This window comes from Streptomyces sp. LUP47B, assembly GCF_001746295.1.
Taxonomy (GTDB): Bacteria; Actinomycetota; Actinomycetes; order Streptomycetales; family Streptomycetaceae; genus Streptomyces.
On the sequence record NZ_MJAH01000001.1, the window covers coordinates 94,678 to 119,624 of the forward strand.

Sequence of the window (24,947 nt, forward strand, 5' to 3'; positions counted from 1 at the left end):
GGACCAGCACACGCCGTACCACGCAGACGCGGTCGGTGGCCCCTTCGGCCAGTCAGTTGGAGCGAGCGCGCCGCCAGGCGGAACGAGCCCAGCAGGAGGCGGAACGCGATGCCGCCATTGTGCAGTTGCAGGAGCTCAGGCGGCAGATGACCAGCGTGCATCTGCAGACTTTCGCAGTTGCGCAGCCGCCCCTGCTCCCAAGCGCTCCGGAACTCGGCCTGCCGTGGGCGCTCGCCGAAGCGCAGACCTTTCACCTGCAAGGAGTGGGCCGACTCGCACGCGCCGAGCGGACTGCTGCCAAACAGCGCGCCCAGCAGGACGCTCCCGCATACCTGGCCGCGGAGACGGCACGTCTGCACGCCGTCCGTGAACAGATGGTCGCCGAGGCCGGGCAGTGGTGGCACGCGCTGCTGGCCAACGACGAGGCCATTGTCTGCGAGGCGGTGAACACCGCGTTCTCCGACAATCCGGCCGCCGGCTGCGCAGTCGGCGTGGAGGGCTCAGTCCTGTCCGTCGTGATGCGGCAGCAGGACCTCGACACGATGCCCACCCAGACCGCCGGTCTGACGCCTAGCGGTCGCCCCACCCTGAAGAACCTCACCAAACGCGACCGGACTCTGTGGTGGCTGACAGCCATGGGCTCCAACATCGTCGCCACGCTCAAGGAGGGCTTCGCCACCGCACCCGGCATCGAAGCCATCGACCTGGCCGTCATGACTCGCCTGCCCGACACACAGCGACTCGGCTTCGTCGCCTACGGGCGCTGGACACGACGCGCGGTCGAGTCAACCCCTTGGCGGGGGCCCGAGGACGCCCTGCGTTTCCTGGACATCGGGCAGGACATCGCTTGTTCCGTCACCACCACCGCCTCCGGCAATCTTTCCAGCACACTCAAACCGCTGGACACCACACGCATTGCCGGCCTGCAAGCCCTGCTGGACGGCGCGCAAGACGACTCCGCCGTCGGCGAACCCTCCCTCGCCGACCTGGACATCACCCTCGGTGCCAACACGCCTCCCGATGCGCGAACGGCGGCTGGCGATCCATACCGGATCAGAGCATTCGCCGAGTGGAAGCAACAGACTCTGCCGCCGTCACCTCCCGCGCCCACTGCCCCTACAGTCACACCTGCGGTACTCGTCCCGGGCCAGACCCTCGTCCTGCCCGAGGAAGCCTGGCAGGGACTTCGTATCTCCTTCGCCTTCGCCGGCGCAGATGCAGACCTCACTCTGTTCCTGCTCGGGAACGACGGCCGGGTCTGCGATGACGAAGACTTCGTCTTCTACAACCACCCCTCCGCCGCCGACGGAGCCGCACGACTCCTCGGCAAACAACAGGAGGGACCACACACGGTGGAACGCGCCACCGTCCATCTTTCCGCCCTGCCCGACCGGGTATATCGGGTCGCCGTCGCCATCAACATGGACGTAGAGACCGGCCTGACGTGCGGGTCCCTCACTCACGCAGCGTTGGACCTGGACTGCCCAAGCGGCACCGCCTGGACGTTCAGGCCTCCCGCCGACCCGTCCATTCGGGCCATGGTCATCACCGAGCTCTACCGGCACAGTGCCGGCGGCAACCCAGTGTGGAAGCTGCGAGCCCTTGGCCAGGGCTGGGCGGACGGGCTCGACGGCCTTGCTCGGGCCTACGGAGTCGACGTCGAATGAGCAGACGGCGAACAGGTAGGACCGATCGACTCTCCCCGACGCTTTGTCAGCTATCGGCCGAGGTGCCGCTGTCGATCTGAGCTTGTCGTACAAGGTCGGGGCATGCGTGGCCTGGGCCTGTCCGGGCCGGAAATCTTTGGCGCCGGGTCACAGGGCGCCTCAGGGGTCGCAAGCCTGGGACGGCTCGCCCAGCCGAAGCCTCCGACCAGCCGTCCGATGCTGCGCAGCGTTCCCTGGACGTCCTTGGCCAGATCCCACCGAGTCGGCTGCGCGCGACCGCCCGCACCCGGCTGGGCGCCTGGACGGACTGCTCGCTGCCCGCTCCGCCGACAACGTAGCTGACTTCCGCGAAGGGCTGCGAACTCTGCCGCCCCCGGTAGACGCGTACGGGGCCGCCTCCGCCTATCGTCGTTTCAGAATGACGTGCGGAACGTGTGGGGCGAAGGTCCGACGAACGCGGACCGGGCAGAGATGAGCCCCCGGCGGGGCCAGGGGCTCAGGGCGTTGGCTACCAGGCGGCGGGCGTGTGGTCCTCGATCAGAGTCATCAGCCAGTGGGGGTGATTCCCTGGCTCCAGGGCTTGAGTGACAGCGCCCCGCCGACTTGACTGGTTCATCGAGATTCCGTCGACCTTAGTTCGGCTGGCCGCTCGTCACCAAATCATTTTACTGTTTTGAGCCTTGGACGCCTTATAGGCCTGACTTGCGGAGAGAGTGTGATTCCCACTTCCAGGCGTCGGATCCCACACCGATAGATTTCCGTTGGAATCATTGTACCCGTAAATCACAATGTAATGACCGATACTACTACCACCCCAGGGGAGTCCCGAGTTATTCACCGACAGAATGGCGACAGACGAGTGCTTGGTGATACTGAGCTTGGCATTAGCCATGACCGTATCCCCGCTTGTCACTGTACTGGTCAAGTAGTCATTCCTGCTTTGCCTATTGTTGAGCACACCAGCGATCTTGGCGTACGACGTACCGATGTCGCTTCTTGTGCCCAACTCGCCACCCAAAGTTGCCTGACTCGGCGGAGTGCTATCGGTAACGGAAAGTGCGGCACGAACTGCGGCAGGGCCGCAGTTATAGTTGGTGGACTGCGCCTGCCGAGTAAATGAGACCGAGTCACTTGCCGCGTAGGCGGGAGGCGCTTGCACACAAAACGCAAACGCAATAGAGGCCGTGACTCCCACGCCGATACGTGCAGAATTCCGCCCTGTTATCTTCACCGTAAAATTCCCCCTCCGATTCAAGGCCAGCAAAGTATCGTTCTCTTCGACGGTGGGCAACGCGGCACATCGGGCTGGCGAAAAATTGATGGCAAGCAGGCGTCGTCCACCGCCGCGCCGTCAGCCTGACCGCCCGCGTGCGGTATCGCGGACGGCGCTGCTCTTCGGTTACGGCCGTCGCTGCGCCTGAGAGAACAGAAAGCGAGCCTCGTGGCTGCCCGGCACCGTGCAGGGTTGCCCCACCGGAGCCCTGCAGGTGGGGCACGACACGTGTGACACACTCCGGGCCAGGTCCTCTGTAGTGGTGCCGCTGCCTCGCGAGGCCTTGGCGACGCGTTGAGCCCGTTTGCGGGCGGCGGCCTCTTCCCGGGAGGCGATGACCAGCTGGAGCCGCTCGTCGTGACCGCCAAAGCGCCGCAGCGGCTGACCGTCCGGGACCTCGTCGAAACACTCCTGCCCCGGACCGGCCTTGCACGTCGGGCAGTGACGCTGGACCCACTTCGTGCGCGCGACCTGGTCCTGCAGTTTGCCGAGCTTCCCGCCGTTCACGCGGCGCCTGGCCCCCTTCAGGAGATCGATCTGTGCCCGGGTCAACGGAACGTCACTGTCCGGCAGCTGCGAGATCGCTCTCAGTAGACCCCGCACATCACCGAAATGCTCATGTTTCAGGGCCAGTTCGAGTTCCGCCAGGTAGGCCTTGCGCTGTTCGGTGGCCCGCTGCGCCTGACGTGCGCGCTTCTGCTGCTCCCGTTTCGCGGCATCGCCGGTCAAAACGACCCGTTCGCCCTTGAGGCCCCACGTGACGGCCTCTTTGCCGCGCTCCAACAGCCACTGCTCGGCCGAATCCCTGGCCTCCTTCAACGCCACCGGCACAGCAGTCCTGCGCCCCAGCAGGACATCGCATTCCTTGATCAGCTTTTGGGTGTTGGTGATGTCGCGCCCCTGGCGTGCGGCGGCCAGGCGCAGCAGGAGACGGCGGACCTCCGGTGATATCCGGGCCGGCCGAACGTGCGGTTCGGTGTGGGCGCTGGTCGACGGCCGGGCGATGGGCCGGTCCGGCAGGTCATCCAGCGCGGGGGTCACCAGGCCGACGGGGCCCAGGGAGCACTGCTCGGGGGTGAACCACTGGGTGCCGCGGGCCGTCTCGGTACCGATGAGAACGCGGCGGCTCGTGCCCTGGCTGTCGCAGCGGATGCGGTGCACGTACGGCAGGCGCTGCAGGGTGGCCCGGTCCAGCAGCACCCCGGCCTCCACGACAATGCGGTCCGCCGTCTGTGTGTCCCAGTCGGGCCGGACAGCCGCATTCATGTGGATGGTCAGCCCGGCACGGTCGCCGAGCCGCAGCTGCACCATGGAACCGGGCGGGGCTGACTCCGGCCCCGGCTGCGAGCACACCACCTTGCCCGGCATGTCCTGGGCGCGCAGCAGCCGCTCGGCAGCAGCCTTCACGTTCCCAGTCAAGTGCTTGTGTTCAGTTGGGCGGGTTGACATGGCCGCTTCCTCCCTCTCTTGGGTTGGTACCGCAGCCCTCATGGGGCACACCGACTCGCAGACCGCGGCAACGTCTTCGCACTGCGTCCGCGCGCTACGTAAGGGCAAATACCCGCTCAAGAACACGGCGGCCGACACAGCCCCAGGTTGGTTGTCCGCCTGGAAGGCCTCGTTCCCCCGCTCGGCCGATGGAGAGGAAAGCGAGCGCTGACAGCACTGCCCAGCCTTTGGCGCGGTGAACCGCCGCTTTCGTGGTCATGCCGTAAGCGCTGAGGAGGAACCTGTCGGATGCGCCCTGGCAGATCCTGCCGCGCCGATCATTGACGCGGATGCCTTGTCAGGTTCGGCGCGGCGGTCGGGCAGCTGCGGTTTGGCGGTGGGGTGTGACCACGCCGAGCGAGCCCCTCTCGCGCGACGCGATCACCGGGGTCCAGCTATCGCGGTGCTGGAGGAATGGGTTTGAGGGCGGCGAAGGCCTCGTCGAGGAGGTCGACGAGGTTGAGGGCGCCGTCGGAGGTGGTCCAGTGGAAGCTGAACTTCCACGGGCGCTACCCGATCGTCCGCAGCCACGGCGACGGGGCCCTTAGGGCGCTGCGGGATCCGAACGCCACCGAGGAATAGACGCAAGCGGCCCCGGTGCCGCCCCACGGAGGGAGGGGCGGCACCAAGGCCGTGCGTCTCTGAACCCGGGGTGGTGGGCGCCATGCCCACGAGCACGAAGGTCGGGAGCGGCCTGCCCGGCGGGATGCGCCCGCTGCGGGACAAGGACGCCACCGACGACGAGTAGGGCGGTCACCGGCCCGTCGTGGTCGCCACCACCTTGACCAAGGCGTCCGCGCTGGCCAGAGCCCCGGAAGGGGGATACGGGAGCCGTCACATCGGCCGGGGCCGTTACGGCTTCGCGGACCCGCTCGGCGGAGGTGGGGCTCGTCACCGATAGCGGTGACGGCCCCGTCGAAGCCTGGCGGCGCAGGGCCTCTGCGGTCGCGGTCCGCCCGCGGAGGCACCGACGACCACGACACGTGCGGTCGCTTCTCCTCCAGCCGGATGGCCGCGGCGGGGCAGACGGCGGCGGACTCGCGTACCCGTCGTGGAGTTCGGGCGCGGGGTGCTCGCCGAGGAGGACGGCCATGCCGTCCTCGTCCCGCTGGTCGAAGACCTCCGGAGCGATCAGGACACACTGACCCGAGGCCACACACTTAGCCGCCCCTGGGCTCCAGGGCCTTGGCCGTCGAAAAGTCGGCGTCAACAGGTCAGCGCACCGTGCGCCGCTGGATGGCCGCATCCAACGTCCGGCGGTCAGTCGGACGGCGGCAGCAGTCTCCTCATCAACGCCTCCTCAAGCTCGCGCAGGATGGTGTCGTCATCGACAAAGGAATGCGGCAGGGTGTGCCAGAGGGCGAACTGACCGTGCAGGCCGGTCCACAGCAGGGCCCCCAGCGTGTCGGCCTCCTCGCGTTGCTCGGGACAGGCTGCGGCGAGGTACTGGTCAACGGCATCGGTCCACGCGATCAGCACCCGGTCGAGCGGATGCCCGGTGGCGCGCCGGTCCTCCGCCGAAGTCTGCTGCTCCAGGCTGAACATGAGCCGATAGCGGCGGGGATTGTCGACGGCGAACCCGCGGTAGGTGCCCACGATGGCGCGCAGGACACCCCATGCGTCAGCACCGGCCTCGGCGGCCGCGCTTCCGGCCTTGCGCATGGTCGACGCCAGCGCGGCGTACCGGGCATCGAGCACCGTCCGCACCAGGTCGGTCTTGTCGTTGAAGTGCAGGTAGATACTGGGCGCGGCGATGCCCAGCTCGCGGGCGATGCCACGCAGAGACAGGGCGTCCTCGCGACCGGACTCCTCCAGGATGCGGGTCGCCGTGTCCAGGATGTCCTGCCGGAGGCGCTCCCCTTCACCCTGCCGGTAGGGCACACGCCGCTTCTGGGCTGCCGAGTCCACGCTTCCTCCTCCGTACCCCGCCGGTTGCGACTGGGCTTTCATCATCGGCCATCCACGGCTTGCCACCCGTCTGGAACGGGCCTCGCCAAAACCACCTAACGGCGTTAGGCTCACCTCGACAACCACCTAACGGCGTTAGTCACCCTAACGCCGTTAGGTCCATGAGAGGAGCCCTCGTGCCCCCTGGCCCCACGCCCGAATTCGTCCTCGCCCGGCCGAGGACCGCACCCCTCGATCCGCCTCCCGCTTACTCCCGCCTGTGTGAGGAGGCACCGATCAGCCGCGTCACCATCTGGGACGGCCGGCGCGGCGCCTGGCTGGTGACCCGCTTGGGAGGACGCCCGTGCGGTGCTCGGCCACCCCGCCTTCAGCAGCGACCCCTCACAGCCCGGCTACCCAGACGTGCAGCCGGATCAGCCGCCCCAGCCGCCCGGCTTCTTCGCCAACGTCGACGCACCCGTCCACACCACGATGCGGCGCACGCTCACCCGCGAGTTCATGGTCAAGAAGATCGACGCACTGCGTCCCACCATCACCGGCATCACGGGACAGCTGCTGGACGAGATAGCCCGGTCACAGGGGCCGGTGGACCTCGTGGAGCGTTTCGCCCTGCCGCTGCCCTCGCACCCCGCTGAGCGGGGGGACTCGGCAGTAACCGATTGGCCCGGGACCGCCTTGAGCGGAGGCGGTCCCGACGCGCCGAATCCGTGGGGACGGGATCGGCGCGAGGTCCCAGGTCCGGCGGTGGACTTTCCCCCAGTCCGCCGCCGGATCCGAGGACGCCACCGCGCTCTCTGAGGGTCCTGTCCGACATGCGGCCTACCCGACAGACTGCAGCCCATCGGACCGCCAGCCGCCGAGCCTCACCTTTCGTAGTCCTGTCCGCTTTTCCGCGTCCCGAAATTCCGTTGCCAGTTCCGAAGGGGCACCCCTATGTCCGAAACAGCCCGCAAGGCACCCAGCGTTCCCGACCCCAACCGCTGGCGAGCCCTCGCATTCATCTCGATCGCCCAGCTGATGGTCATCCTCGACGCGACCATCGTGAACATCGCCCTGCCCTCCGCTCAACAGGACCTGGGCATCTCGGACGGCAACCGCCAGTGGGTCATCACCGCCTACGCCCTCGCCTTCGGCGGTCTCCTCCTGTTCGGCGGCCGGATCGCCGACCTCTGGGGCCGCAAGCGCGCCTTCGTCATCGGTCTGGTGGGCTTCGGCGCGGCCTCCGCACTGGGCGGCGCCGCCACCAACGAGGCGATGATGTACAGCTCCCGTGCCCTGCAGGGCGTCTTCGGCGCCCTCCTCGCCCCCGCCGCTCTCTCCCTGCTCTCCGTGACGTTCACCGACGCCAAGGAGCGCGCCAGGGCGTTCGGCGTCTACAGTGCGATCTCCGGTGCCGGCGGCGCCGTCGGCCTGATCCTCGGCGGCGTCCTGACCGAATACCTGGACTGGCGCTGGACGTTCTTCGTGAACATCCCATTCGCCGCGATCGCCGCAGCCGGTGCGTACTTCGTCATCAGCGAGCCGGAAGGCGGGCGCAACCGCTCGCCGCTCGACATCCCCGGAGTGATCCTGTCCGCCCTCGGCCTGGTCGCGCTGGTCTACGGCTTCACCCGCGCCGAGTCCGACGGCTGGAGAGACTCCACGACCCTCGGCCTGTTCGTTGCCTCCGCGGTCCTGCTGCTCGCCTTCGTCATCACCGAGGCCAAGGTCAAGGCCCCGCTGCTGCCCCTGCGCGTGGTCACCGAACGCAACCGCGGCGGCGCCTTCCTCTCGTTCGGCCTCGCGAACATCGCGATCTACGGCCTGTTCCTCTTCCTCACCTACTACCTGCAGATCGTCAAGGGCTACTCGCCGATCAAGACCGGCTTCGCCTTCCTGCCGTTGGTTGCCGGCACGATGATCGGCGCGACCCAGATCGGCACCCGCCTGACGCCCCGCGTGCCGGCGCGGCTGCTGATGGGTCCCGGCTTCCTGGTCGCCGCGGCCGGCATGTTCCTGCTGACCCAACTGGAGGTCGGCTCCTCGTACGCCGGTCTCCTCCTGCCGACACTACTGATCGTCGGCATCGGCCTGGGTACCGCGTTCATGCCCGCCATGTCCGTGGCCACGCACGGGGTGGAGTCGCGCGACGCCGGTGCCGCCTCCGCCATGGTCAACACCTCGCAGCAGCTGGGCGGCGCAATCGGCACGGCCTTGCTGAACACCATCGCCGCCTCCGCCATGGCCTCGTACATCACAGACCACATCGCCACGACCGCAACGAAGCCCCAGCAGCAACTGGTCCAGCTCCAGGGCATGGTGCACGGCTACGCCAACGCCGCCTGGGTCGCCGTCGGCATCGTGGCCGGCGCCGCCGTGATAGCGCTGGCTCTCATCAACGTCGGCCGCCCGAAGGCCGATTCGAGCACCGGCGAGGGACCCGAAGCCCAGGTACCGGTGATCGCACACTGACAATGCCCCCTCCCGAGCGGGCCCATGGTCCGCTCCGGCTCCTCCGCATCCGGAGCCGGGGCGGGCCTTCTTCGGTCCCGACGGCCGACAGCAGAGGGCGCTGGTGCCCGGCCTCACCATGGCCACCCCAAGCGAGTCCACGGTGGAAAACCTGCAGCCGCAGATCGAGTACAACTTCTACGGCGCCGTCACCGCCGCCCGCGCCGTATTGCCCGCCATGCGGGAGGCCGGAGCCGGGACCCTGCTGTTCACCACCGGCGGCGGCTCCATCAACCCCGTCCCCATGCTCGGCAACGTCAACGCCGCGGCCGGAGCACTGCGCAACTGGGTGCTCAACCTGCACAACGAACTGGCGGGTGCGGCGTGTACGCCGCGCACGTGGCGATCAGCACCTGGATCGGTGACGACGGCCCCGAAGGCATCCCCGCAGCCACCCCCGACCAGATCGCACCCTTGTACTGGGACCTGCACGAGCGCCGCGACCAACCCGAGGCCGTCTTCACCGGCTGACTCACGCCGGCACTCCGGCCGCTGCCCACGGGCGGCGGACGTCGTTCTCGCGGTCGGCCCGAAGCTGCCGGTATGGGCTCGATATCCCAAGTCGGCGATGGTGGGCGGTTCGTGACGGTCGGAGGATACGCCTGCCGGCACGACTTTCGGTGATCATGGAGTGTCGAGTTCACTGATCACCACAAACGGAAGACCGTGCCTGCTGCGCAGCGCAACGCGTCGGCCCCGCCCTACGGGCCGTACGACCCGCCGCCCGCCGGTTCAGCCCAGACCGTCGGCGCCGACCGGGACGGCGGATTCGTCGAGCAGGGCGTCGGTGACGGTACGGCGCAGTCATAGACCGTATCTCGCTCGCCAAGGTCGCCCGCCGCATCCAGGACGGTGTCCCGCCGTCCCTGCGCGGCCGGGTGTTCGCGGCGACCGCCGACCTGGCGGCGCTCGCGGGGTGGTCAGCCACGACTGCGGCCGGTACGCCATCGCCCAACGCTTCTGGAGTTACGGCACGTACGCGGCCGGGGAAGCGGGGCGGCGCGACCGCGGGGTGGAGATCGTCACCCGCATGTCGCACCAGATGATCTACCTCGGCCACCCGCAGGGCGCCCTCGGTCTCCTCGGCGTCGCCGCGAAGAAGGCCACCCTGCCCGCGACGAGAGCGCTGGTCGCCTCGCAGACCGGCCGGGTGCACGCGGCCCTCGGCGACGAGCGGGAGGCCGACCGGTACCTCGGCGACGCCGACGGCCTCCTGGCGGACGGACTCGGCGACGACGTCCCCGAGTGGGTGAGCTACTTCGACGCGGCCGAGCATGCCGGCGCCCGCGCGGTCTCCGCCCGCGACCTCGCCGGACTCCACCACGGCCGCCGAGTGGCGAGCGGCCATCTCGACGACGCGGCCCGCGTCGACTCCACCCTCGTGGCCTCCCGCCTCAACATGCTGCTGGAGGCGGCCCGGCCGTACGAGACCGCCGCGGTGCAGGACGTACGTACCAGGGCTCGGGATCTCGCCACCGCCCGTCCGACCACCATCGCGGCCTGAGACCATCGAGCGCATGGGTAAGCACTCCCGACGCCTCCTTCGACGTATGGAGTGCACCACGATCGCGGACAAGACCGCACCGCCCGCTCTGGACCTGCTGATGCGCGATTGATGGCGCCACGCGAACCGAGCGAATACGGCCGAGGGCAACGAGGCAGGCACCATACAATTTGGACGCGAACGATTGCGTTGCCCCATGCCTTCACAGGCGGCCCGAAGGAGTGTGCCCGTGCCCGGCCATCGTTCCATCACCGAAGCCGAGAAACTGGCAGAGGCCAAGCTTGGCGGTATCCCCCTACGGCATGACCAGATGGCCGTCGTCGCCAACATCTATCGCGCCGCCTCGGCGGTGCGGCAGCACCTGGAGAATTCCGTGTTGCGCGGCGTCGACCTGACGTGGACTGCCTTCGTGGTTCTCTGGGTCATCTGGGTCTGGGGTGAGCCGGAAACGCGGCACGTGGCCGAGGAGGCTGGGATCTCCAAGGGCACGCTCACGGGGGTTGCCCGGACGCTGGAAAGGCGTGGGCTTGTACAGAGAGCCGATCACCCCACCGACGGCAGGCTGGTGCTGCTCAGCCTGACTGATCAAGGTGAGGAGCTGATGCGGCGCGTCTTTCCGGCGTTCAACGAGGAGGAAGCCTTCGTCACGGGGCAGCTCAGCGATGAGCAGTGCGGCATCGTCGCTGCCGGGCTGCGTCAGGTGGTGCTGCAGGTGGAGGAGAACGGTGAGACACGCCGCCAGGCTCTCCTGGGCGGTGCGGCCCCCGCGCCACGTCGTAGCGGCCGCCGCCGCAAGGCGTGAGCCCACACAGTCCCGGACCACCGCTCCCATAGGGGGTGCGCGGACGGAGAACCGACCGGCCAGTAGCCCCCGTCACAGCTCGAATCGCTCGCCCGGGAAGGTTCCCGGCAGTTTGGCAGGCGACAGCGGCACCTCGGTCCAGATGGTCTTGCCTGTTGACGTGTACCGGGTTCCCCAGCGTTGTGTCAGTTGCGCGACCAGGAACAGACCTCGGCCGCCCTCGTCTTCCATCGCCGCCCGCCGAAGGTGGGGCGAGGTGTGGCCGCCATCGGAGACCTCGACGATGAGGCCGCGCTCCTGGATCAGCCGCAGACACACCGGAGCGTTGCCATAGCGGATCGCGTTGGTGACCAGCTCGCTGACGACGAGCTCGACGACGAACGACGCGGCTTCGTCGACTCCCCACGCGGCCAGCTGGTCGAGGGCCAGCGACCGGGCTCTTGCCACTTCTGCGGCGTCGCAGGCCATGTCCCACGTCGCCACCAGACTCTCGGCCAGGGCGTGGACGCGGAGCAGCAGCAGTGCGGCGTCGTCCTCGGGGGCTTGGGGCAGGAGCCTGGTGATGACCCTGTCGCAGATCCTGTCCAGTTGGCCGTTCCCGGGCCCGGAGAGTGTGGTGCAGAGAGATCGGATCCCTGCGTCGATGTCTGTCTGACGGTTTTCCACGAGTCCGTCGGTGTACAGAGCGAGCATGGCGCCTTCCTGCAGCTCGATGTCGGCGCATTCGAACGGCAGGCCGCCCAGGCCGAGGGGCGGTCCGGCGGGAAGGTCCACAAGCTCGGTGTGCCCGTCGGGGGTGACAAGTACGGGCGGCAGATGGCCCGCCCGGGCCATGACGCAGTGCCGGGAGACCGGATCGTAGATCGCGTACAGGCAGGTGACGCCCAGTGCCTGGTCCTCGGTCTCGGCCTCGGCCTCGGCCTCGGCGGCACCGGAAGTCGGAATACCGGTCCGCGCCACGAGGTCGTCGAGACGGGCGAGCAGTTCGTCCGGCGCGAGGTCGAGCGCCGCCAGCGCCGCGACGGTGGTGCGCACCCGGCCCATGGTGGCGGCCGCGCCCATGCCGTGTCCGGCGACATCCCCCACCACCAGCCCGACGCGTGCCCCGGAGAGGGGGATGACGTCGTACCAGTCTCCGCCGACGCCAGCGTGTCCGGCCGCGGGCAGATAGCGGTGGGCGACTTCCACGCCCGGTTGTTCGGGCAGGGCGCGAGGGAGAAGATCACGCTGGAGCATGAGTGCGGTCGCATGTTCTCGGGTGTAGCGGCGGGCGTTGTCCAGGCAGACCGCGGTGCGGGAGACAAGTTCTTCGGCGAGCTGGATCTCCTCATGCTCGAAGGGGTCGGCGTGTTGGGGGCGCGCGAAGGCCGCCACGCCCAGGGTGGTGCCGCGGGCCTTGAGGGGAAGGGCGAGCACGTGGGCGGCCGCGTCGGTAGCCGGCGCGTTCTCGGCCAGGCACCGCAGGCTGACGGTGTCCAGTTCGTCGTACGCGGTGTCCTTGGCCGCGGTGTGATCGGTGCGGTGAGCTACCCGGCAGAGGGTGGGGTGGGTGCCGAAGTGTTGTGGTTCCTCCCCGCCCAGGACGGGTTCGAAGATGTCCACGATGACGGCCTCGGCGAATTCGGGGACCACGAGTTCCGCCAGTTCGCCGGCCGTATGCCGGATGTCCAGGGTTCTTCCGATACTGCCGCTCGCCCGGCTGAGCAGAGCGAGACGCTGCCGTGCCACATAGCGGTCGGTGATGTCGAGGCCGGCCTCACAGACTCCGATCGGCCGGCCTTCCTCGTCCTGAAGCCGGAAGTAGGAGCACGACCAGACGCGTTCATGATGGGGGGCCAGGAAAGTGGCGCTCCGGTACCGCACGTCGACCACGGGTGAGCCGGTGCGGGCCACGCGCTGGACAATTTCCTCGACACTTATGACCGGCCGGTCAGCCTCCTCCAGCACCTCGCCCTGCGGCAGAATGTCCTTCAGGAACCTTCCGGCTGCCTCCTTGAGCGAGATTCCGAACTGCTTCTCGATCGCGGCGTTGACCCAGCGCACCCGGGCGTCCGTGTCGTAGATCACCAGCTGGACGGGCGATTCCCGGTCGAGTCCGTCAAGCATGGCCCGGCCGAGGGCCTCCCAGTGCGCCAGCTCGGAATCCACTGCCACCAGCAGCCACCCGGTCGCGCCCACCCCGAGGGCGAGCGGGGTGAGAGACAAGGACACGGGCACCGGGCGGCCGTCACCCCGGCGGACCGGCCGGGGGCCGAGCGACCATGCCGTACCACCGTCACCAGCGGCTGAGGAGATGCCGGCTCCCGTTTCGGTATCGGCCAGGACCGCGTCGGCGGACCGGCCGAGGACCTCCTCGGACGCCAGACCGAACAGCTCCTCGGCTTCCCTGCTCCACCCGGTGAACCGCAGGTGCCGGTCCAGCACTGCGGTCGCGCCGCCGGGCGTCGGCATGCCCGAGGAAGGCGTGCCGTGCGGCCGGACTCCCTGGTCATGCCCTGTGAAAATGCTCGTCATCGCCGCTCCTGAGGTTGGTGCAGGAGAGCTTCGGCTCATTCAATGTACCGTCGGACGCCCCCGGTGACGCCTGCGCGCGATAGGCCGCGAGAAGTCGGCGCAGGGCGTCGACACTCTTCTCGGTGCGGCCTGGTGCGCCGGACGTGACCTGGTGGAATACCAGGCCGTCCAGGGCCGCGAAGACGATCTCCGCCACGTCCTGCGACACGTCGAAGCAGGCCAGTGCCTCGCGGACGGCGTCGCGGTATGCGTCGTAGAGCACGTCTACGTGGTGCCGCAGCTCCGGCCGCCTGCTCGCTTCGAGCTTCAGTTCGTACTGGAACGCCTGGACGTCGGGGTCGGCCGCGATGAAGTCGGCCAGGGTCGCGGCGAAGTCCTCCAGTCTTCCGCTGGCGGGCACCAGCGAGGACGTCTCGATGCTGCGTGTGACGCACCACCGCAGCGCCTCTTCGAGGAGGGCGTCGCGCGAACCGAAGTGGTGGGCGACCAGCCCGTGCGTGACGCCGGCTTCGGCGGCGACGGCACGGTAGGTCAGCTTCCGCAGGCCGCCCCGGGCCACCACCCTGACGGCCGCTTCCAGGAGCGCCTCCCGCCCTTCGCCGTAACCGGGCCGGGTGTCCTGGCCGGTCTCGCCGTCTGTCTCTGCCGCGGCGTTCACTCGCCCCTCCTTCTGTCTGCCGTCCCCGAAACTCAATCTATCCTATTGACAAGTTATCCAGGTGGATAGATTCTCGCTGCAGCGCACGCCCTCTATCCACTGGAGTCCCCATGGCCATCCCCGAAGGATTGAGCACCACGCCGTTCGCTCCCCGCTACGCGGACCGGGTCGAGGAGTGGATCGACGTCTACGGCAACGCCGTACCGCTGGCCATCGGTGATCCGGCCGAGGAGTACGAGGCCATCCGCACCGCCGTCGGGGCCTCCGAGTACTCGATGCTCTACAAGTGGCACGTCGAAGGTGAGAATGCCGTCGCCACCGTCGACGCCGTCTTCTCGCGCGGCGTCAAGGGGCTGGGCGCCGGACGCATCGCCTACGGGGTCGTGGTCGACGCCGACGGGATGATGCTGGACGACGTGACCGTGGCCGTCCTCGCGCCCGACCACGTCGTCGTCACCGGCGGCAACCCCGCCACCCTGCAGTCGCTGGCCGCTCACGCACCCGCCGGGACCACGGTCGCCGAACGCCGCGACGAGTCCGCCGTCCTGACCCTGCAGGGCCCGCGCAGCCGCGACGTCCTCCAGCGCCTCACGCACGTCGACGTGTCAGGCGCCGCCTTCCCCTACTACACCTTCCTGCGCGACGCCCTCGTCGCGGGCATCCCCGCACAGGTGAGCCGGCTCGGTTTCACCGCCGAGCTCGGCTACGAGATCCAGGTCCCGCGGGAGCAGGCGCTGGCGCTGTGGGACGCGGTCTTCGAGGCCGGTGGGGACCTGGGGATCAGGGCCTTCGGCGCGATCGCCCTGCTGACCTGCCGCACCGAGGCCGGGATGATCATGGGGGAGCTGGAGTACGACCACACGGTCACCCCGTTCGAGTGCCGGATGGGCTGGGCGCTGGACTTCGACAAGGGCCCCTTCCAGGGGAGGGACGCGCTGCTGGCCAAGAAGGACAGCGTGACCGGCCGTGTCGTCAGCGTCGTCGTGGATGCCGCGCCGGATACCGCCGAGGGCGCCCGGCTGGAACTGGACGGCCGTGACATCGGCTACGTGACGATGGCGGTGCCCTCCCCCGTCCTCGACGGCGCCACCCTCGGTCTGGCCCGGGTCCACCGCGACGCCGTGAAGTCCGGCACCGCGCTGACCGCCGTCGCCGCCGACGGCTCGAAGGCCGACGCCACGGTCCGGCCCACACCCGTGTACGACCCCGAGCGCGCCCGCGTGCGGGCCTGACCCGACGGAGATCCCGACGTGCAACGCTACATTCTCACGCTCCGCTGCCCCGACCAGCCGGGCATCGTCCACGCTCTCGCCGCGGGCGTCGCGGAGGCCAAGGGCAACATCCTGGAGAGCGCCCAGTTCTCCGATCCCGGCACCGGCATCTTCACCATCCGTGTGAGCCTGGAGACACCCGACGCCGACACCGAGAGCCTGCGGAACGAACTCACCCTGCGGCTGGCCCGTTTCGACCCGGTTCTGACCGTCCGGCCCGAGGAGCAGCGCCGCCGGGTGCTGCTGATGGTGTCGAAGTTCGACCACTGCCTGGTCGACCTGCTCTATCGCTGGGGTTTGGGTGAACTGCCCGTCGACATCCCGCTGATCGTCTCCAACCACCCCGACCTGGCGCCGGTCGCGAAGCGGTACGGCATCCCCTTCGTCCACGTCCCCGTCACCCGCGACACCAAGCCCGAAGCGGAGGCCGAGCTGCTGCGGCTGGTGGCCGAGCACCGGGTCGACTTCGTGGTGCTCGCCCGTTACATGCAGGTCCTCTCCGACGACCTGTGCGGCAAGCTGTCCGGCCGGATCATCAACATCCATCACTCGTTCCTGCCAGGCTTCAAGGGCGCCAAGCCCTACCACCAGGCCCACGAGCGGGGCGTCAAACTCATCGGCGCCACCGCCCACCTCGTCACCGCCGACCTGGACGAGGGCCCGATCATCGAGCAGGACGTCGTCCGCGTCGGGCACCGCCACACCGCGCCCGAACTGGTCGCGATCGGCCGGGACGTCGAGCGGATCGTGCTGGCCCGCGCGGTCCGGCTGCACGCGGAGGACCGCGTCGTCCTCACCGGCTCCCGCACCGTCGTCTTTTCCTGACAGCCGCACCGAGAGGCTTGTGTGACATGACCACCGCGACGCTGCTCGACGGGAAGGCCGCGGCAGCCGAGACCAAACGTGAACTCGCCGAGCGGGTGAAGGCGCTGAAGAGCCGGGGCATCGCCCCCGGGCTGGGCACCATCCTGGTCGGCGACGACCCGGCCAGCCGCTCCTATGTCGGCGGCAAACACCGCGACTGCGCCCAGGTCGGCATCGCGTCGATCCGGGTGGAGCTGCCCGCCACGGCGACTCACGCCGAGGTCGAGGCCGCCGTGCTCAAGCTCAACGCCGATCCGGCCTGCACCGGCTTCATCGTCCAGCTGCCGCTGCCGGCCCACATCGACACCCACGCCGTGCTGGAGCTCATCGACCCGGTCAAGGACGCCGACGGACTCCACCCCGCCAACCTGGGCCGACTCGTGCTGGGCATACCGGGGCCGCTGCCCTGCACCCCGCGCGGCATCATCGACCTGCTGCGGCGCAACCGCGTGCCCATCACCGGACAACAGTTCTGCGTCATCGGCTGCGGTATCACCGTGGGCCGCCCGCTCGGCCTGATGCTCACCCGCAGCACCGAGCACGCCACGGTGACCCTGTGCCACGAGGCCACCCAGGACACCGCGGCCCACACTCGCGTCGCCGACGTGGTGGTGGCCGCGGCCGGCGTGGCCCATCTGGTCAAGCCCGACTGGATCAAGCCCGGCGCCACCGTCCTGTCCGTGGGCATCACCCGGACCGTCGAGGGCATCCTCGGCGACGTCCACCCCGACGTCGACCAGGTCGCGGGCTCCCTCGCACCGCCGGTCGGCGGAGTGGGACCGATGACCCGTGCCATGCTGCTGACCAACATCGTCGAGGCGGCGGAGCTCGGCTGACCTCGCGTAGGCGGTGGGGGCTGGACCGCAAGGCCCTGCCCCCACGCCGTTGCGTGCGGCTGGAGAGCCTCACGCACGCCTACACGCGACCGGAGTAGTCGGTGTAACACTCCACCGGGTCCCCCTCGTAGCTCCACGGCCAAGGCATCACCAGTCCGCCGACCGCCGAGAAGACCGGGCCGGCACCGCCGCTGCGGCCCGCCCGGATCAGGGCGTAGGCGAGCATTCCCAGGTCCGCGACGGCGGCCGCGTGACGCAGGTGACCAGGTTGCGGCCAGTGGGCCATGCCCTGGTCCAGCAGCCGTGCGGTGTGCGGCTGCGACCAGTACTGGCTCACGCCCAGCGCCTGGATTCCTCCGCTGCTCCTTTCGCGGTGGTGCTGGCGCACAGCCGCGGTCAGGGGCAGGCATGCCGTCGGCGCGTCCCACGGCATGACCGCGATGGCGTCGTCGAGAAAGTCCCGCAGCGCGGCCTGGCTGCCCTGCTCCTCCGGGGAGAGGTAGCCCAGGATCTGCAGGTGCGCCTCCCGGTGCCATGGATCACGCGCGTGTATCTCGTGCCAGACGAACGAGAGTTCGGAGCTCGGCCGCTTCAGAAGCCGCAGCGCCGCCAGCGCACCCACCCACGGGGTCGGATCGGCCGGGCGGGCATCGGCGGCGACGCGGCAGAGCGCCATGGCTCCACGCGGATCGGTCGCCAGTTCAGCCCAGGTGGCCAGCAGCAGGGCATCCGGGTCGCGGGGCCGGCGTTCGCGCCAGCCCCGGGCCAGCGCGGGTGCGGCCTGCGCGAGGACGCCGACACGGTGGCAGCGGCGGTCCCAGTCGTCACCGGTGGCCCGCAGGAGCCGCTCCACCTGGGCGATGGCGAGGTCCTGCGGTCCGGGGCCGCGGGCGGCGGTGATGCCTTTCAGTACCCGGCCCAGCACAACGTCGTCGAGTTCGGGGGCGAGGCGGGGGGCCTGTCGTTTGTGGCCGAAGAGAGCCATGTCTTTTTCAGTGTCTGTTGTGGGCGGCCTGGACCAGCGCGTCGAACAGGCCTTGCTGGGCCGGGTCCTGGTCCGCGGTGTCCTCGGGGTGCCACTGCACTGCCGTGAACCACCCCGGGTGTCCAGGCAGTTCGAGCCCCTCCACCGTGCCGTCGGCGGCCCGCGCGGTGACCTTGAGCCCGGCTCCGACGCGGTCGACGCGCTGGTGGTGGTAGCAGGAGGCCTCCGTCTTCTCGGCGCCGGTGGCCCGTTCGAGCAGGGTGCCTCGCTGGATCGCGACCGGGTGCACGATGTGCCGGTGTTCGCGGTCCGCGCCGCCCATGTCCTGTTCCAGGCTGCCGCCGAGGGCGACGTTCACCACCTGCAGCCCACGGCAGATCGCGAGCATGGGCAGGACCGAGTCCAGGGCCCGCCGGGCGACTTCGAGGTCGAACACGTCCTGGAGGTCGTCGACGTCGTAGACGCTGCCATGGGTGTCGGCGGCTCCGTAGCGGTGCGGGGCCAGGTCTCCGCCGCCCGGGAGCAACACGCCGTCGAAGCGGGCGAGCCGCTCGGCCACGTCGGCTCCGGCCGGGTCGGCGGGGTGGATGCTCACCGGCTCGCCCCCGGCCCGCCACACGGCCTCGACCAGTGCGCGGGCGTTCACCTCGGCGGCGTAGCGCAGCGCGGACGTGGTGGCGGCGAACCGGGCCGGAATCGCGATCAGGGGGCGCGTGTGCGTACGGGTCACAGCTGGATCCAGGTGGTCTTCAGCTCGGTGTACTTCTCCATGGCGTGCGCGGACTTGTCGCGGCCGTTGCCCGACTGCTTCATGCCGCCGAAGGGGACGGTCAGGTCGCCCTCCTCGTAGCAGTTGACCCAGACCGTGCCGGCCTTCAGTGCGCGGGAGACCTTGTGGGCGGTGGACAGGTCGGAGGTCCACAGCCCCGCGGCGAGGCCGTACTCGGTGGCGTTGGCCAGCCGTACCGCCTCGTCCACGTCGTCGAAGGCGAGGACGGACAGGACGGGGCCGAAGATCTCTTCGCGGGCCAGCCGCATGCCGGGGTCGACCCGGTCGAACACGGTGGGCCGCAGGTAGCTGCCGCCGGTCTCGGCCAGGGCCCGGCCCCCGCCCACACGCAGCCTGGCACCCTCGTCCAGGCCGGAGGCGACATGCTCCAGGACCCTGCCGAGGTGGCTGTCGCCGACCAGTGCGCCCATCTCGGTGGCCGGATCGAGCGGGTCGCCCACCCGCAGCTCGCGCGCCCTCGCCACGACGGCCTCCGTGACCTGTTCGGCGATGGACGAGTGGACCAGCAGCCGGGAGGGCGCAGTGCACATCTCACCCTGGTTGAAGAAGATGCCCCAGGCCGCGGTTGCCGCCGCCTTCTCCAGGTCAGGGGCGTCGGGCAGCACGATGTTCGGTGACTTGCCGCCGAGTTCGAGCCAGACGCGCTTGAGGTTGGAGTCGGCGGCGTAGCGCAGGAAGTGGCGGCCGACCGCGGTGGAGCCGGTGAACGCCAGTACGTCGACGTCGGGGTGGAGGCCGAGCGCCCGCCCGGCCACCGGCCCGTCACCGGTGACGACGTTGAGGACGCCCGGCGGCAGTCCGGCGTCGGTGGCGACGCGGCCGAGCAGGAGGGCGGACAGCGGAGAGGACTCCGACGGCTTCAGGACGACCGTGCAGCCGGCGGCGAGCGCGGGAGCGACTTTCCAACTCGCCAACGTGAGCGGGAAGTTCCACGGCACGACGGCGCCGACGACACCTGTCGGCTCCCGGGTGACCAGGGCGAGCGAGTCCGGTGCGGTGTGGGGAGACTCGTCGGTGAGTTTGTCGGCGAGCTGCCCGTACCAGCGGAAGGTGTTGATTGCGGCGCGCAGCTCGATGGCGTACGCGTCCGTGATCGGTTTGCCCATCTCCAGGCTCACGGTCAGTGCCAGTTCCTCGCGCCGCTCTTCCAGCAGTTCAGCGATCCGCAGCAGAACCCGGCCGCGCTCGGCGGGCGCCAGGTGCGGCCACGGCCCTGTGTCGAAGGCGCGGCGCGCCGCCGCGACGGCGAGATCGACCTCTGCCTCCCGCGCGTCGGCGACCCGGACCAGGGTCTGGCCGTCGCGAGGGGAGATCACGGCGAACGATGCACCGTCACCGGCTTCGTCCTTGCCGTCGATGTGGTGCTGCGTGGGCAGGCCGAGTTCCTTGGCGCGGCGCAGCAGTTCTTCATGGGTGGCGTTCAGCACGCGTTCTCCATCTCCGTTTCATCCACGTCATTCGATGACAGACGACTCACGTGTTCGACAAAGGCCCGATACGGCCGGGGCGCGGGCTCCGGCCGTATCGGTGAGGATCGCGGTGTTCAGTCGCTGGTCTCTGCCCTGGGCCGCGTCAGCCTGGCGGCGACGACGCCGAGGATCAGCACCACCGGAACGGTGGCCTGGAGCCATATGGCCGTGGTCCGGTCGCCGCCGATGAGCGTCGTGAAGTTGGCGATGATGAGCCAGATGGCACCCGCGATGCCGAGCGCGCCCAGTACGGGGGCGATCAGGGTGTTCCAGAGGCGGGTGTCGGCGCCGGAGCGGCGGAAGTACACGATGACCGAGACCGAGGTCAGGAAGTACAGCAGCATGATGCCCAGGACCGCGACTCCGCTGAACCAGGAGAAGAGGGTCAGCACCGGGTCCTTGCCCAGGACCGCGAAGGGCACCACGAGCAGCACCGCGATCACGGTCTGCACGGTGCCCGCCACCCAGGGCGAGTGACGCCGGTTGATGGCGGTCAGGCCCTGCGGCAGGAGCCCTTCACGGCCGAGAGAGAACAGGTAGCGGTTGGCGGAGTTGTGGAAGGCCAGGAGGCCGGCGAACAGGGACGTGGCCAGCAGGATCGGCAGCACGTCGTTGACCCAGCCGCCGAACTGGGCGGCGATCGGCGCGAAGACGAAGGCCGCGGCGTCACCGCTCTCCAGGGCCTTGCCCGCCTCGGCCGTGGCCTGGGACGCACCGTGCGCGGAGATGAGCATCCACGAGGTGAAGGCGAAGAAGCCGGTGATCACCACGACGGACAGGTAGGTGGCCCGGGGAACGGTCTTGCGAGGTTCACGGGCCTCCTCGCCGTAGATGGCGGTGGCCTCGAAGCCGAACATCGACGCCACGGCGAACATGAGCGCCACGCCGGGAGCACCCTGGAGCGCGACGGACGGCGAGAAGCTGTCCGTGAGGCCGAGCCCCTCCGGGCCGCCGCCCTGGAAGAGCGTCACGAGGGCGAAGACGATCAGGACGCTGAACTCCGCCAGCACGAAGACAGCGAGGATCTTCGCGCCCATCTCGATGCCCGAGGCGCCGAGCACCTGGACGATCACCATGGTGACCAGGGCCCAGACCCACCACGCCACGTGGGCTCCGGTGTGGTGCTCGACAAGGCCGCTCATGATGCTTCCGTACAGCCCGTACATGCAGGCCTGCACGGCACAGTAGGAGAAGAGCGCGACCGCGGCGCTGCCGGAGCCGGCCGAGCGGCCGAGTCCCTTGCCGATGTAGGTGTAGAAGGCGCCGGCGTCCACGACGTGGCGGCCCATGGCCACGAAGCCGACCGAGAACAGCAGGACGATGACGCCGGCCGCGAGATAGGCGGCCGGAGCGCCTGCACCATTGCCGATGGCGATGGCGATCGGCACAGCGCCGGCGATGCCGGTCAGTGGCGCCTGGGCGGAGAGAACGAAGAAGAGGATGCCGAGGACACCGAGAGAGTTGGGCTTGAGTCTGCCTGCCATGGATGCATCATCAGCAGTCTGCGTGACGACCGCGGTCTGACTGTCCACTCGAATCACCTGCCGGGGACGGGGAAGGGCGGAGTTTGTTTTGGGCCAAACGAGTTGCCCCATGGTGGGCCGGAACTATCCGTTTGACAAGGGGTGTGGGGAGATCCTTTGCGCGGCGGCGGAGTTCTTACACGGTGGAAACCGGGGGACTCGCGGCACGTGCGACGGATTACGCGGTCACCCTCTCCACGCGCCGCATGACGTCCCGGCAGAAGGTTCCGATGCCGTTGGGGTCGTCGATGAACTGGTTCGGCTTGATGCAGAAGGTGGTGAAGCCGAGCTCCAGCTGCTCGGGAATGGAGGCAAGGGCGGTGCCGAGGTCGGCCGGTGAGCGGTCGTCGGGGAACACGGCCTGGGTGCCGCCGATCATCTCCAGGTCGGCGATGTCGCGTCCTGCTCCGGCCATGGCGTCCCCGAGCTGCCGCATGTCTTCGGGTGTGGGCCGTCCGAGCGGGTGGAAGCCGTGCCCGTACCGCACCAGCCGCCGCAGCAGCGGGCCGTGCATGCCCTGTCCTCCGAACCACAGCCGCGGGCCGTCAGGACGGTACGCCTTGGGCTCGAAGTAGACGTCCTGGAAGGGATAGTGCTCGCCGTCGTGGGAGACCGGGGACGGTCCCCAGGCCTTCGCCCAGATCTGAAGGTGCTCGTCCAGCAGCCGCCCGCGCTTTCCGAACGGCACGCCCAGGGCCGCGTACTCGTCCCTGCTCCAGCTCACCGTGGGCTGCACCACGAGGCGGCCCTCGCTGAGCAGGTCCAGGGTGCCGAGTTCGCGGGTGAGCAGCAGGGGGTGGCGCAGCGGTGCGAGGACGGCCGCGGCGGCCAGCCGGAGGCGGGAGGTGACGGAGGCGATGGAGGCGAGCAGGAGCAGGGAGTTCGGCCAGGGGGTGTAGGGGTCCTGGTTGCCCGGGAGGGCGTAGTCGCGGGGGTTTCCCATGACACCGGCGGCCCCGGCGTCCGGTCCGAGCACGATGTGTTCGCTGACCATGACCGCGTCGAAGCCGGCGTCCTCGGCCTCGCGGGCCCACCGTACGGCGGTGGGCAGGTCCGCCCGGCCGCCGGTCAGCGTCCAGTTCTCGCTCAGGACGAGCAGCATGCGGGGAGGGGTGGGTGCGGGCACGGGGGGATGTCCTTCACTCGCGGGGATTGCGTCGAGGCTGCGTGCGGCTGGATGACGGCAAAGATGCCCGCCGCGTACTCCTGTGGCGGGCCCACGGCCGGACCGCTGTCGCCGGGGCCGTTCTCCGGTGGCCCGGCGCCATCGGTGACATGCCGCGTTTCCGTCTACTCGTGCACCGTGATGGCCTGGAGCGGACATACCTCGGCGGCCTCGTGCAGTTCCTCGGCGCTGTCCTCGTCCACGTCGGCCACGTAGACGTCGGTCGCCCTCGACCGCAGGGACAGGCGTCCGTCGTCGTCCAGCGCGAACAGGCCGGGGGCCGCGTACACGCACTGGCCGTGGTCCTGGCACTTCTTGAGGTCGACTTCGACCTTCATGACGGCTCCTGTCTCTCTCGGTTCTCGGAGGGGTCGGGGGATCAGAGGAAACGGACGGGGAGGCGGGTGATCGTGCGCAGGAACTCGGTGTGGGCGTAGGCGGGTTCACCGGCCAGCTCGACACCGGAGAAACGGTTGACGATCGAGCTGAAGACGATGTCGGCCTCGGCGCGGGCCAGGATCTGGCCGGCGCAGCCGTGCATGCCGGAGCCGAAGGCCAGGTGCTGGCCGGCGGCGACCGGCCGGGTGTGGTCGAAGGTGTCGGGGTCGGCGAAGACCTCCGGGTCGCGGTTGGCCGAGGCGATGAGCAGGGCCAGCGCCTCTCCGGCCGGTACCGTGGTGTCGCCGATGGCCGTGTCCTGCGTGGTCAGGCGCACCACCATCGACTCGGGCGTGTCGATCCGCAGGATCTCGTTGATGATGCCCGGCCGTGCCTCCGGCTCGTCCCGGTAGGCGGTGAACAGCCCGGGCTGCTGCGTCATCAGCCAGATGCCGTGGTTGATCAGGTGCTTGACGTCGAGGTGGCCCACGGCGAAGAACAGCAGGATGGTGTAGACGACCTCCTCCTCGGTCATCCTGCCCTCGTCCTGCGCGGCGATGAAGGCGTCGATCAGGCCCTCGCCGGGATGGGCTCGTTTGTCGGCCACGAGCCGGCGGATGTGCTCGGCGTACCAGGCGAACGCCTCCGTGGTGGCGCGGGCCTCGTCGTCGTTGCAGCCGGGGCCGAGGCTCAGCCCGATCTCGTAGGTCTTGCGCTGGATGGTGTCCATCTCGGTCGGCTCGATGCCGAAGATGTGACAGGTGGTGTCGAAGGTGCACTTCAGGGAGAGGCCGTCGGCCGCGTCCAGGGTGCCGTCGCCCTTCTCCACCTCGTCGAACACAGCCTCCACGGCGGCACGCATCACCTTGGACCACTCCTCGACCGCCTTGGGTGTGAACCAGCGGTTGGTGATCCGCCGCAGCCTCGTGTGGTCGGGGGCGTCCTTGCCGAGCATGGTGTGGTGGATCGGGGTGGCCGGCCCGAAGTCGAGCTGTTGCGCGCTCAGGGTGGGGTTGCGGATCAGCCGGGCGACGTCCTCGTAGCGGGAGACGACGTACAGGCCGACCGGATGCCTGTAGACAGGGTGCTCCTGCCGCAGCCGCGCGTAGTACGGGTACGGGTCCGCACGGAAGCCGGGGTCACGGAAGGGCAGCAGATCCTCGGTGGCGGACGCGGGTCCGGCCGTGGTGACGGTCATGTCGTGACACTCCTCGTATCGGGCGCGAGGCGGAGGGAACTGGGGAGGAGAAGAGAGGGCGACCAGTGGGCCCTGCACCACCGAGAATTATCCACGCGGATAATTTCGTCAATGCTTCGCGCGCACGTAATCAACTCTTTATGCCGCCGAAAACAGGCGAGTCC

At 69.3% G+C, this 24,947-nt stretch carries 23 protein-coding genes and 1 pseudogene; 11 read left to right on the top strand and 13 right to left on the bottom strand.

The window, feature by feature from the left end; genetic code table 11:
* Positions 1-146 precede the first annotated feature (146 nt).
* Positions 147-1,667 carry a TerD family protein gene (locus tag BFN33_RS00435; protein ID WP_256122563.1) on the top strand — a complete coding sequence of 507 codons (1,521 nt, stop codon included), beginning with the start codon at positions 147-149 and terminating at the stop codon, positions 1,665-1,667.
* A 652-nt stretch (positions 1,668-2,319) separates the two neighbouring features.
* Here BFN33_RS00435 and BFN33_RS55310 read toward each other — a convergent pair.
* Positions 2,320-2,898 carry a C39 family peptidase gene (locus tag BFN33_RS55310; RefSeq protein WP_370743249.1) on the bottom strand — a complete coding sequence of 193 codons (579 nt, stop codon included), beginning with the start codon at positions 2,896-2,898 and terminating at the stop codon, positions 2,320-2,322.
* 168 nt (positions 2,899-3,066) lie between these two features.
* On the bottom strand, positions 3,067-4,389 hold the full coding sequence (locus BFN33_RS00440) for a hypothetical protein (RefSeq protein ID WP_141757906.1): 1,323 nt from the start codon (positions 4,387-4,389) through the stop codon (positions 3,067-3,069).
* Positions 4,390-4,887: 498 nt separating this feature from the next.
* Between BFN33_RS00440 and BFN33_RS53860 the strand changes: the two genes are divergently transcribed.
* Positions 4,888-5,010 carry a hypothetical protein gene (locus BFN33_RS53860; RefSeq protein WP_256122669.1) on the top strand — a complete coding sequence of 41 codons (123 nt, stop codon included), beginning with the start codon at positions 4,888-4,890 and terminating at the stop codon, positions 5,008-5,010.
* A gap of 410 nt (positions 5,011-5,420) precedes the next feature.
* On the opposite strand, the pseudogene BFN33_RS49100 reads toward BFN33_RS53860, so the two are convergent.
* Positions 5,421-5,638: pseudogene (locus BFN33_RS49100) on the bottom strand (ferredoxin); the annotation flags it as partial.
* Between the two features lie 50 nt (positions 5,639-5,688).
* The gene (locus tag BFN33_RS00445; RefSeq protein ID WP_256122564.1) at positions 5,689-6,336 is read right to left on the bottom strand and encodes a TetR/AcrR family transcriptional regulator; all 648 of its coding nucleotides are present in this window, start codon (positions 6,334-6,336) and stop codon (positions 5,689-5,691) included.
* A gap of 348 nt (positions 6,337-6,684) precedes the next feature.
* Between BFN33_RS00445 and BFN33_RS00450 the strand changes: the two genes are divergently transcribed.
* The 6 genes from BFN33_RS00450 to BFN33_RS00465 all read left to right on the top strand — a co-directional run bounded on the left by BFN33_RS00450 (position 6,685) and on the right by BFN33_RS00465 (position 11,132).
* Positions 6,685-7,134: a hypothetical protein gene (locus BFN33_RS00450; RefSeq protein WP_069757826.1), complete on the top strand. Its 450-nt coding sequence runs from the start codon at positions 6,685-6,687 to the stop codon at positions 7,132-7,134.
* Positions 7,135-7,269: 135 nt separating this feature from the next.
* On the top strand, positions 7,270-8,787 hold the full coding sequence (locus BFN33_RS00455; RefSeq protein ID WP_069757827.1) for an MFS transporter: 1,518 nt from the start codon (positions 7,270-7,272) through the stop codon (positions 8,785-8,787).
* Positions 8,788-8,905: 118 nt separating this feature from the next.
* Entirely contained in the window at positions 8,906-9,412 is a 507-nt protein-coding gene (locus BFN33_RS49105; RefSeq protein WP_256122565.1) for an SDR family NAD(P)-dependent oxidoreductase, read from the top strand.
* Between the two features lie 80 nt (positions 9,413-9,492).
* Positions 9,493-9,636 (top strand): hypothetical protein, encoded by a 144-nt coding sequence (locus tag BFN33_RS52950; protein ID WP_165269958.1) that lies wholly within the window; start codon positions 9,493-9,495, stop codon positions 9,634-9,636.
* Between the two features lie 106 nt (positions 9,637-9,742).
* A complete protein-coding gene (locus BFN33_RS00460) occupies positions 9,743-10,330 on the top strand; it encodes a hypothetical protein (protein ID WP_069757828.1) in 588 nt (195 codons plus the stop codon).
* Positions 10,331-10,559: 229 nt separating this feature from the next.
* Positions 10,560-11,132, top strand: a complete 573-nt coding sequence (locus BFN33_RS00465) for a MarR family winged helix-turn-helix transcriptional regulator (protein ID WP_069757829.1) — start codon at positions 10,560-10,562, stop codon at positions 11,130-11,132.
* A gap of 72 nt (positions 11,133-11,204) precedes the next feature.
* Here the strand turns inward: BFN33_RS00465 and BFN33_RS00470 are convergent, their stop codons facing one another.
* Both BFN33_RS00470 and BFN33_RS00475 read right to left on the bottom strand, forming a co-directional pair.
* Positions 11,205-13,646: a SpoIIE family protein phosphatase gene (locus BFN33_RS00470; protein ID WP_176742267.1), complete on the bottom strand. Its 2,442-nt coding sequence runs from the start codon at positions 13,644-13,646 to the stop codon at positions 11,205-11,207.
* Positions 13,621-14,304, bottom strand: coding sequence for a TetR/AcrR family transcriptional regulator (locus BFN33_RS00475; RefSeq protein WP_069757831.1), 684 nt, complete (start codon positions 14,302-14,304; stop codon positions 13,621-13,623). The genes BFN33_RS00470 and BFN33_RS00475 overlap by 26 nt, the downstream gene beginning before the upstream one ends.
* A gap of 110 nt (positions 14,305-14,414) precedes the next feature.
* Here BFN33_RS00475 and BFN33_RS00480 point away from each other — a divergent pair, with 110 nt between their 5' ends.
* From BFN33_RS00480 to BFN33_RS00490, 3 genes are read left to right on the top strand one after another with little or no spacing between them, the layout of a single operon-like run.
* Complete coding sequence (locus BFN33_RS00480) at positions 14,415-15,536, top strand: aminomethyltransferase family protein (protein WP_069757832.1); 1,122 nt, start codon at positions 14,415-14,417, stop codon at positions 15,534-15,536.
* 18 nt (positions 15,537-15,554) lie between these two features.
* Positions 15,555-16,400 carry a formyltetrahydrofolate deformylase gene (purU, locus tag BFN33_RS00485; RefSeq protein ID WP_069757833.1) on the top strand — a complete coding sequence of 282 codons (846 nt, stop codon included), beginning with the start codon at positions 15,555-15,557 and terminating at the stop codon, positions 16,398-16,400.
* Positions 16,401-16,426: 26 nt separating this feature from the next.
* Complete coding sequence (locus tag BFN33_RS00490) at positions 16,427-17,275, top strand: bifunctional methylenetetrahydrofolate dehydrogenase/methenyltetrahydrofolate cyclohydrolase (RefSeq protein ID WP_069757834.1); 849 nt, start codon at positions 16,427-16,429, stop codon at positions 17,273-17,275.
* A gap of 79 nt (positions 17,276-17,354) precedes the next feature.
* Here BFN33_RS00490 and BFN33_RS51210 read toward each other — a convergent pair whose 3' ends face one another.
* The 7 genes from BFN33_RS51210 to BFN33_RS00525 form a co-directional block, all read right to left on the bottom strand.
* Positions 17,355-18,260 carry a hypothetical protein gene (locus BFN33_RS51210; RefSeq protein ID WP_069757835.1) on the bottom strand — a complete coding sequence of 302 codons (906 nt, stop codon included), beginning with the start codon at positions 18,258-18,260 and terminating at the stop codon, positions 17,355-17,357.
* Positions 18,261-18,267: 7 nt separating this feature from the next.
* Positions 18,268-18,990, bottom strand: a complete 723-nt coding sequence (locus BFN33_RS00500; RefSeq protein ID WP_069757836.1) for a gamma-glutamyl-gamma-aminobutyrate hydrolase family protein — start codon at positions 18,988-18,990, stop codon at positions 18,268-18,270.
* Positions 18,987-20,477, bottom strand: a complete 1,491-nt coding sequence (locus tag BFN33_RS00505) for an aldehyde dehydrogenase (protein WP_069757837.1) — start codon at positions 20,475-20,477, stop codon at positions 18,987-18,989. The genes BFN33_RS00500 and BFN33_RS00505 overlap by 4 nt, the downstream gene beginning before the upstream one ends.
* A 116-nt stretch (positions 20,478-20,593) precedes the next feature.
* On the bottom strand, positions 20,594-22,051 hold the full coding sequence (locus tag BFN33_RS00510) for an APC family permease (protein ID WP_069757838.1): 1,458 nt from the start codon (positions 22,049-22,051) through the stop codon (positions 20,594-20,596).
* Positions 22,052-22,220: 169 nt separating this feature from the next.
* Positions 22,221-23,144, bottom strand: a complete 924-nt coding sequence (locus BFN33_RS00515; RefSeq protein WP_069757839.1) for an LLM class flavin-dependent oxidoreductase — start codon at positions 23,142-23,144, stop codon at positions 22,221-22,223.
* 188 nt (positions 23,145-23,332) lie between these two features.
* Entirely contained in the window at positions 23,333-23,545 is a 213-nt protein-coding gene (locus BFN33_RS00520; RefSeq protein ID WP_069757840.1) for a ferredoxin, read from the bottom strand.
* Between the two features lie 41 nt (positions 23,546-23,586).
* The gene (locus tag BFN33_RS00525) at positions 23,587-24,783 is read right to left on the bottom strand and encodes a cytochrome P450 (protein WP_069757841.1); all 1,197 of its coding nucleotides are present in this window, start codon (positions 24,781-24,783) and stop codon (positions 23,587-23,589) included.
* Positions 24,784-24,947: the final 164 nt, after the last annotated feature.

Excerpts from the sequence above, each read along its gene's own strand:
- BFN33_RS00435 (WP_256122563.1), top strand. The coding sequence starts at position 147 with ATGACCAGCGTGCATCTGCAGACTTTCGCAGTTGCGCAGCCGCCCCTG.
- BFN33_RS00440 (WP_141757906.1), bottom strand. The coding sequence starts at position 4,389 with ATGTCAACCCGCCCAACTGAACACAAGCACTTGACTGGGAACGTGAAG.
- BFN33_RS00455 (WP_069757827.1), top strand. The coding sequence starts at position 7,270 with ATGTCCGAAACAGCCCGCAAGGCACCCAGCGTTCCCGACCCCAACCGC.
- BFN33_RS49105 (WP_256122565.1), top strand. The coding sequence starts at position 8,906 with ATGGCCACCCCAAGCGAGTCCACGGTGGAAAACCTGCAGCCGCAGATC.
- BFN33_RS00470 (WP_176742267.1), bottom strand. The coding sequence starts at position 13,646 with ATGACGAGCATTTTCACAGGGCATGACCAGGGAGTCCGGCCGCACGGC.
- BFN33_RS00480 (WP_069757832.1), top strand. The coding sequence starts at position 14,415 with ATGGCCATCCCCGAAGGATTGAGCACCACGCCGTTCGCTCCCCGCTAC.
- BFN33_RS00490 (WP_069757834.1), top strand. The coding sequence starts at position 16,427 with ATGACCACCGCGACGCTGCTCGACGGGAAGGCCGCGGCAGCCGAGACC.
- BFN33_RS51210 (WP_069757835.1), bottom strand. The coding sequence starts at position 18,260 with ATGGCTCTCTTCGGCCACAAACGACAGGCCCCCCGCCTCGCCCCCGAA.
- BFN33_RS00515 (WP_069757839.1), bottom strand. The coding sequence starts at position 23,144 with ATGCTGCTCGTCCTGAGCGAGAACTGGACGCTGACCGGCGGCCGGGCG.
- BFN33_RS00520 (WP_069757840.1), bottom strand. The coding sequence starts at position 23,545 with ATGAAGGTCGAAGTCGACCTCAAGAAGTGCCAGGACCACGGCCAGTGC.
- BFN33_RS00525 (WP_069757841.1), bottom strand. The coding sequence starts at position 24,783 with ATGACCGTCACCACGGCCGGACCCGCGTCCGCCACCGAGGATCTGCTG.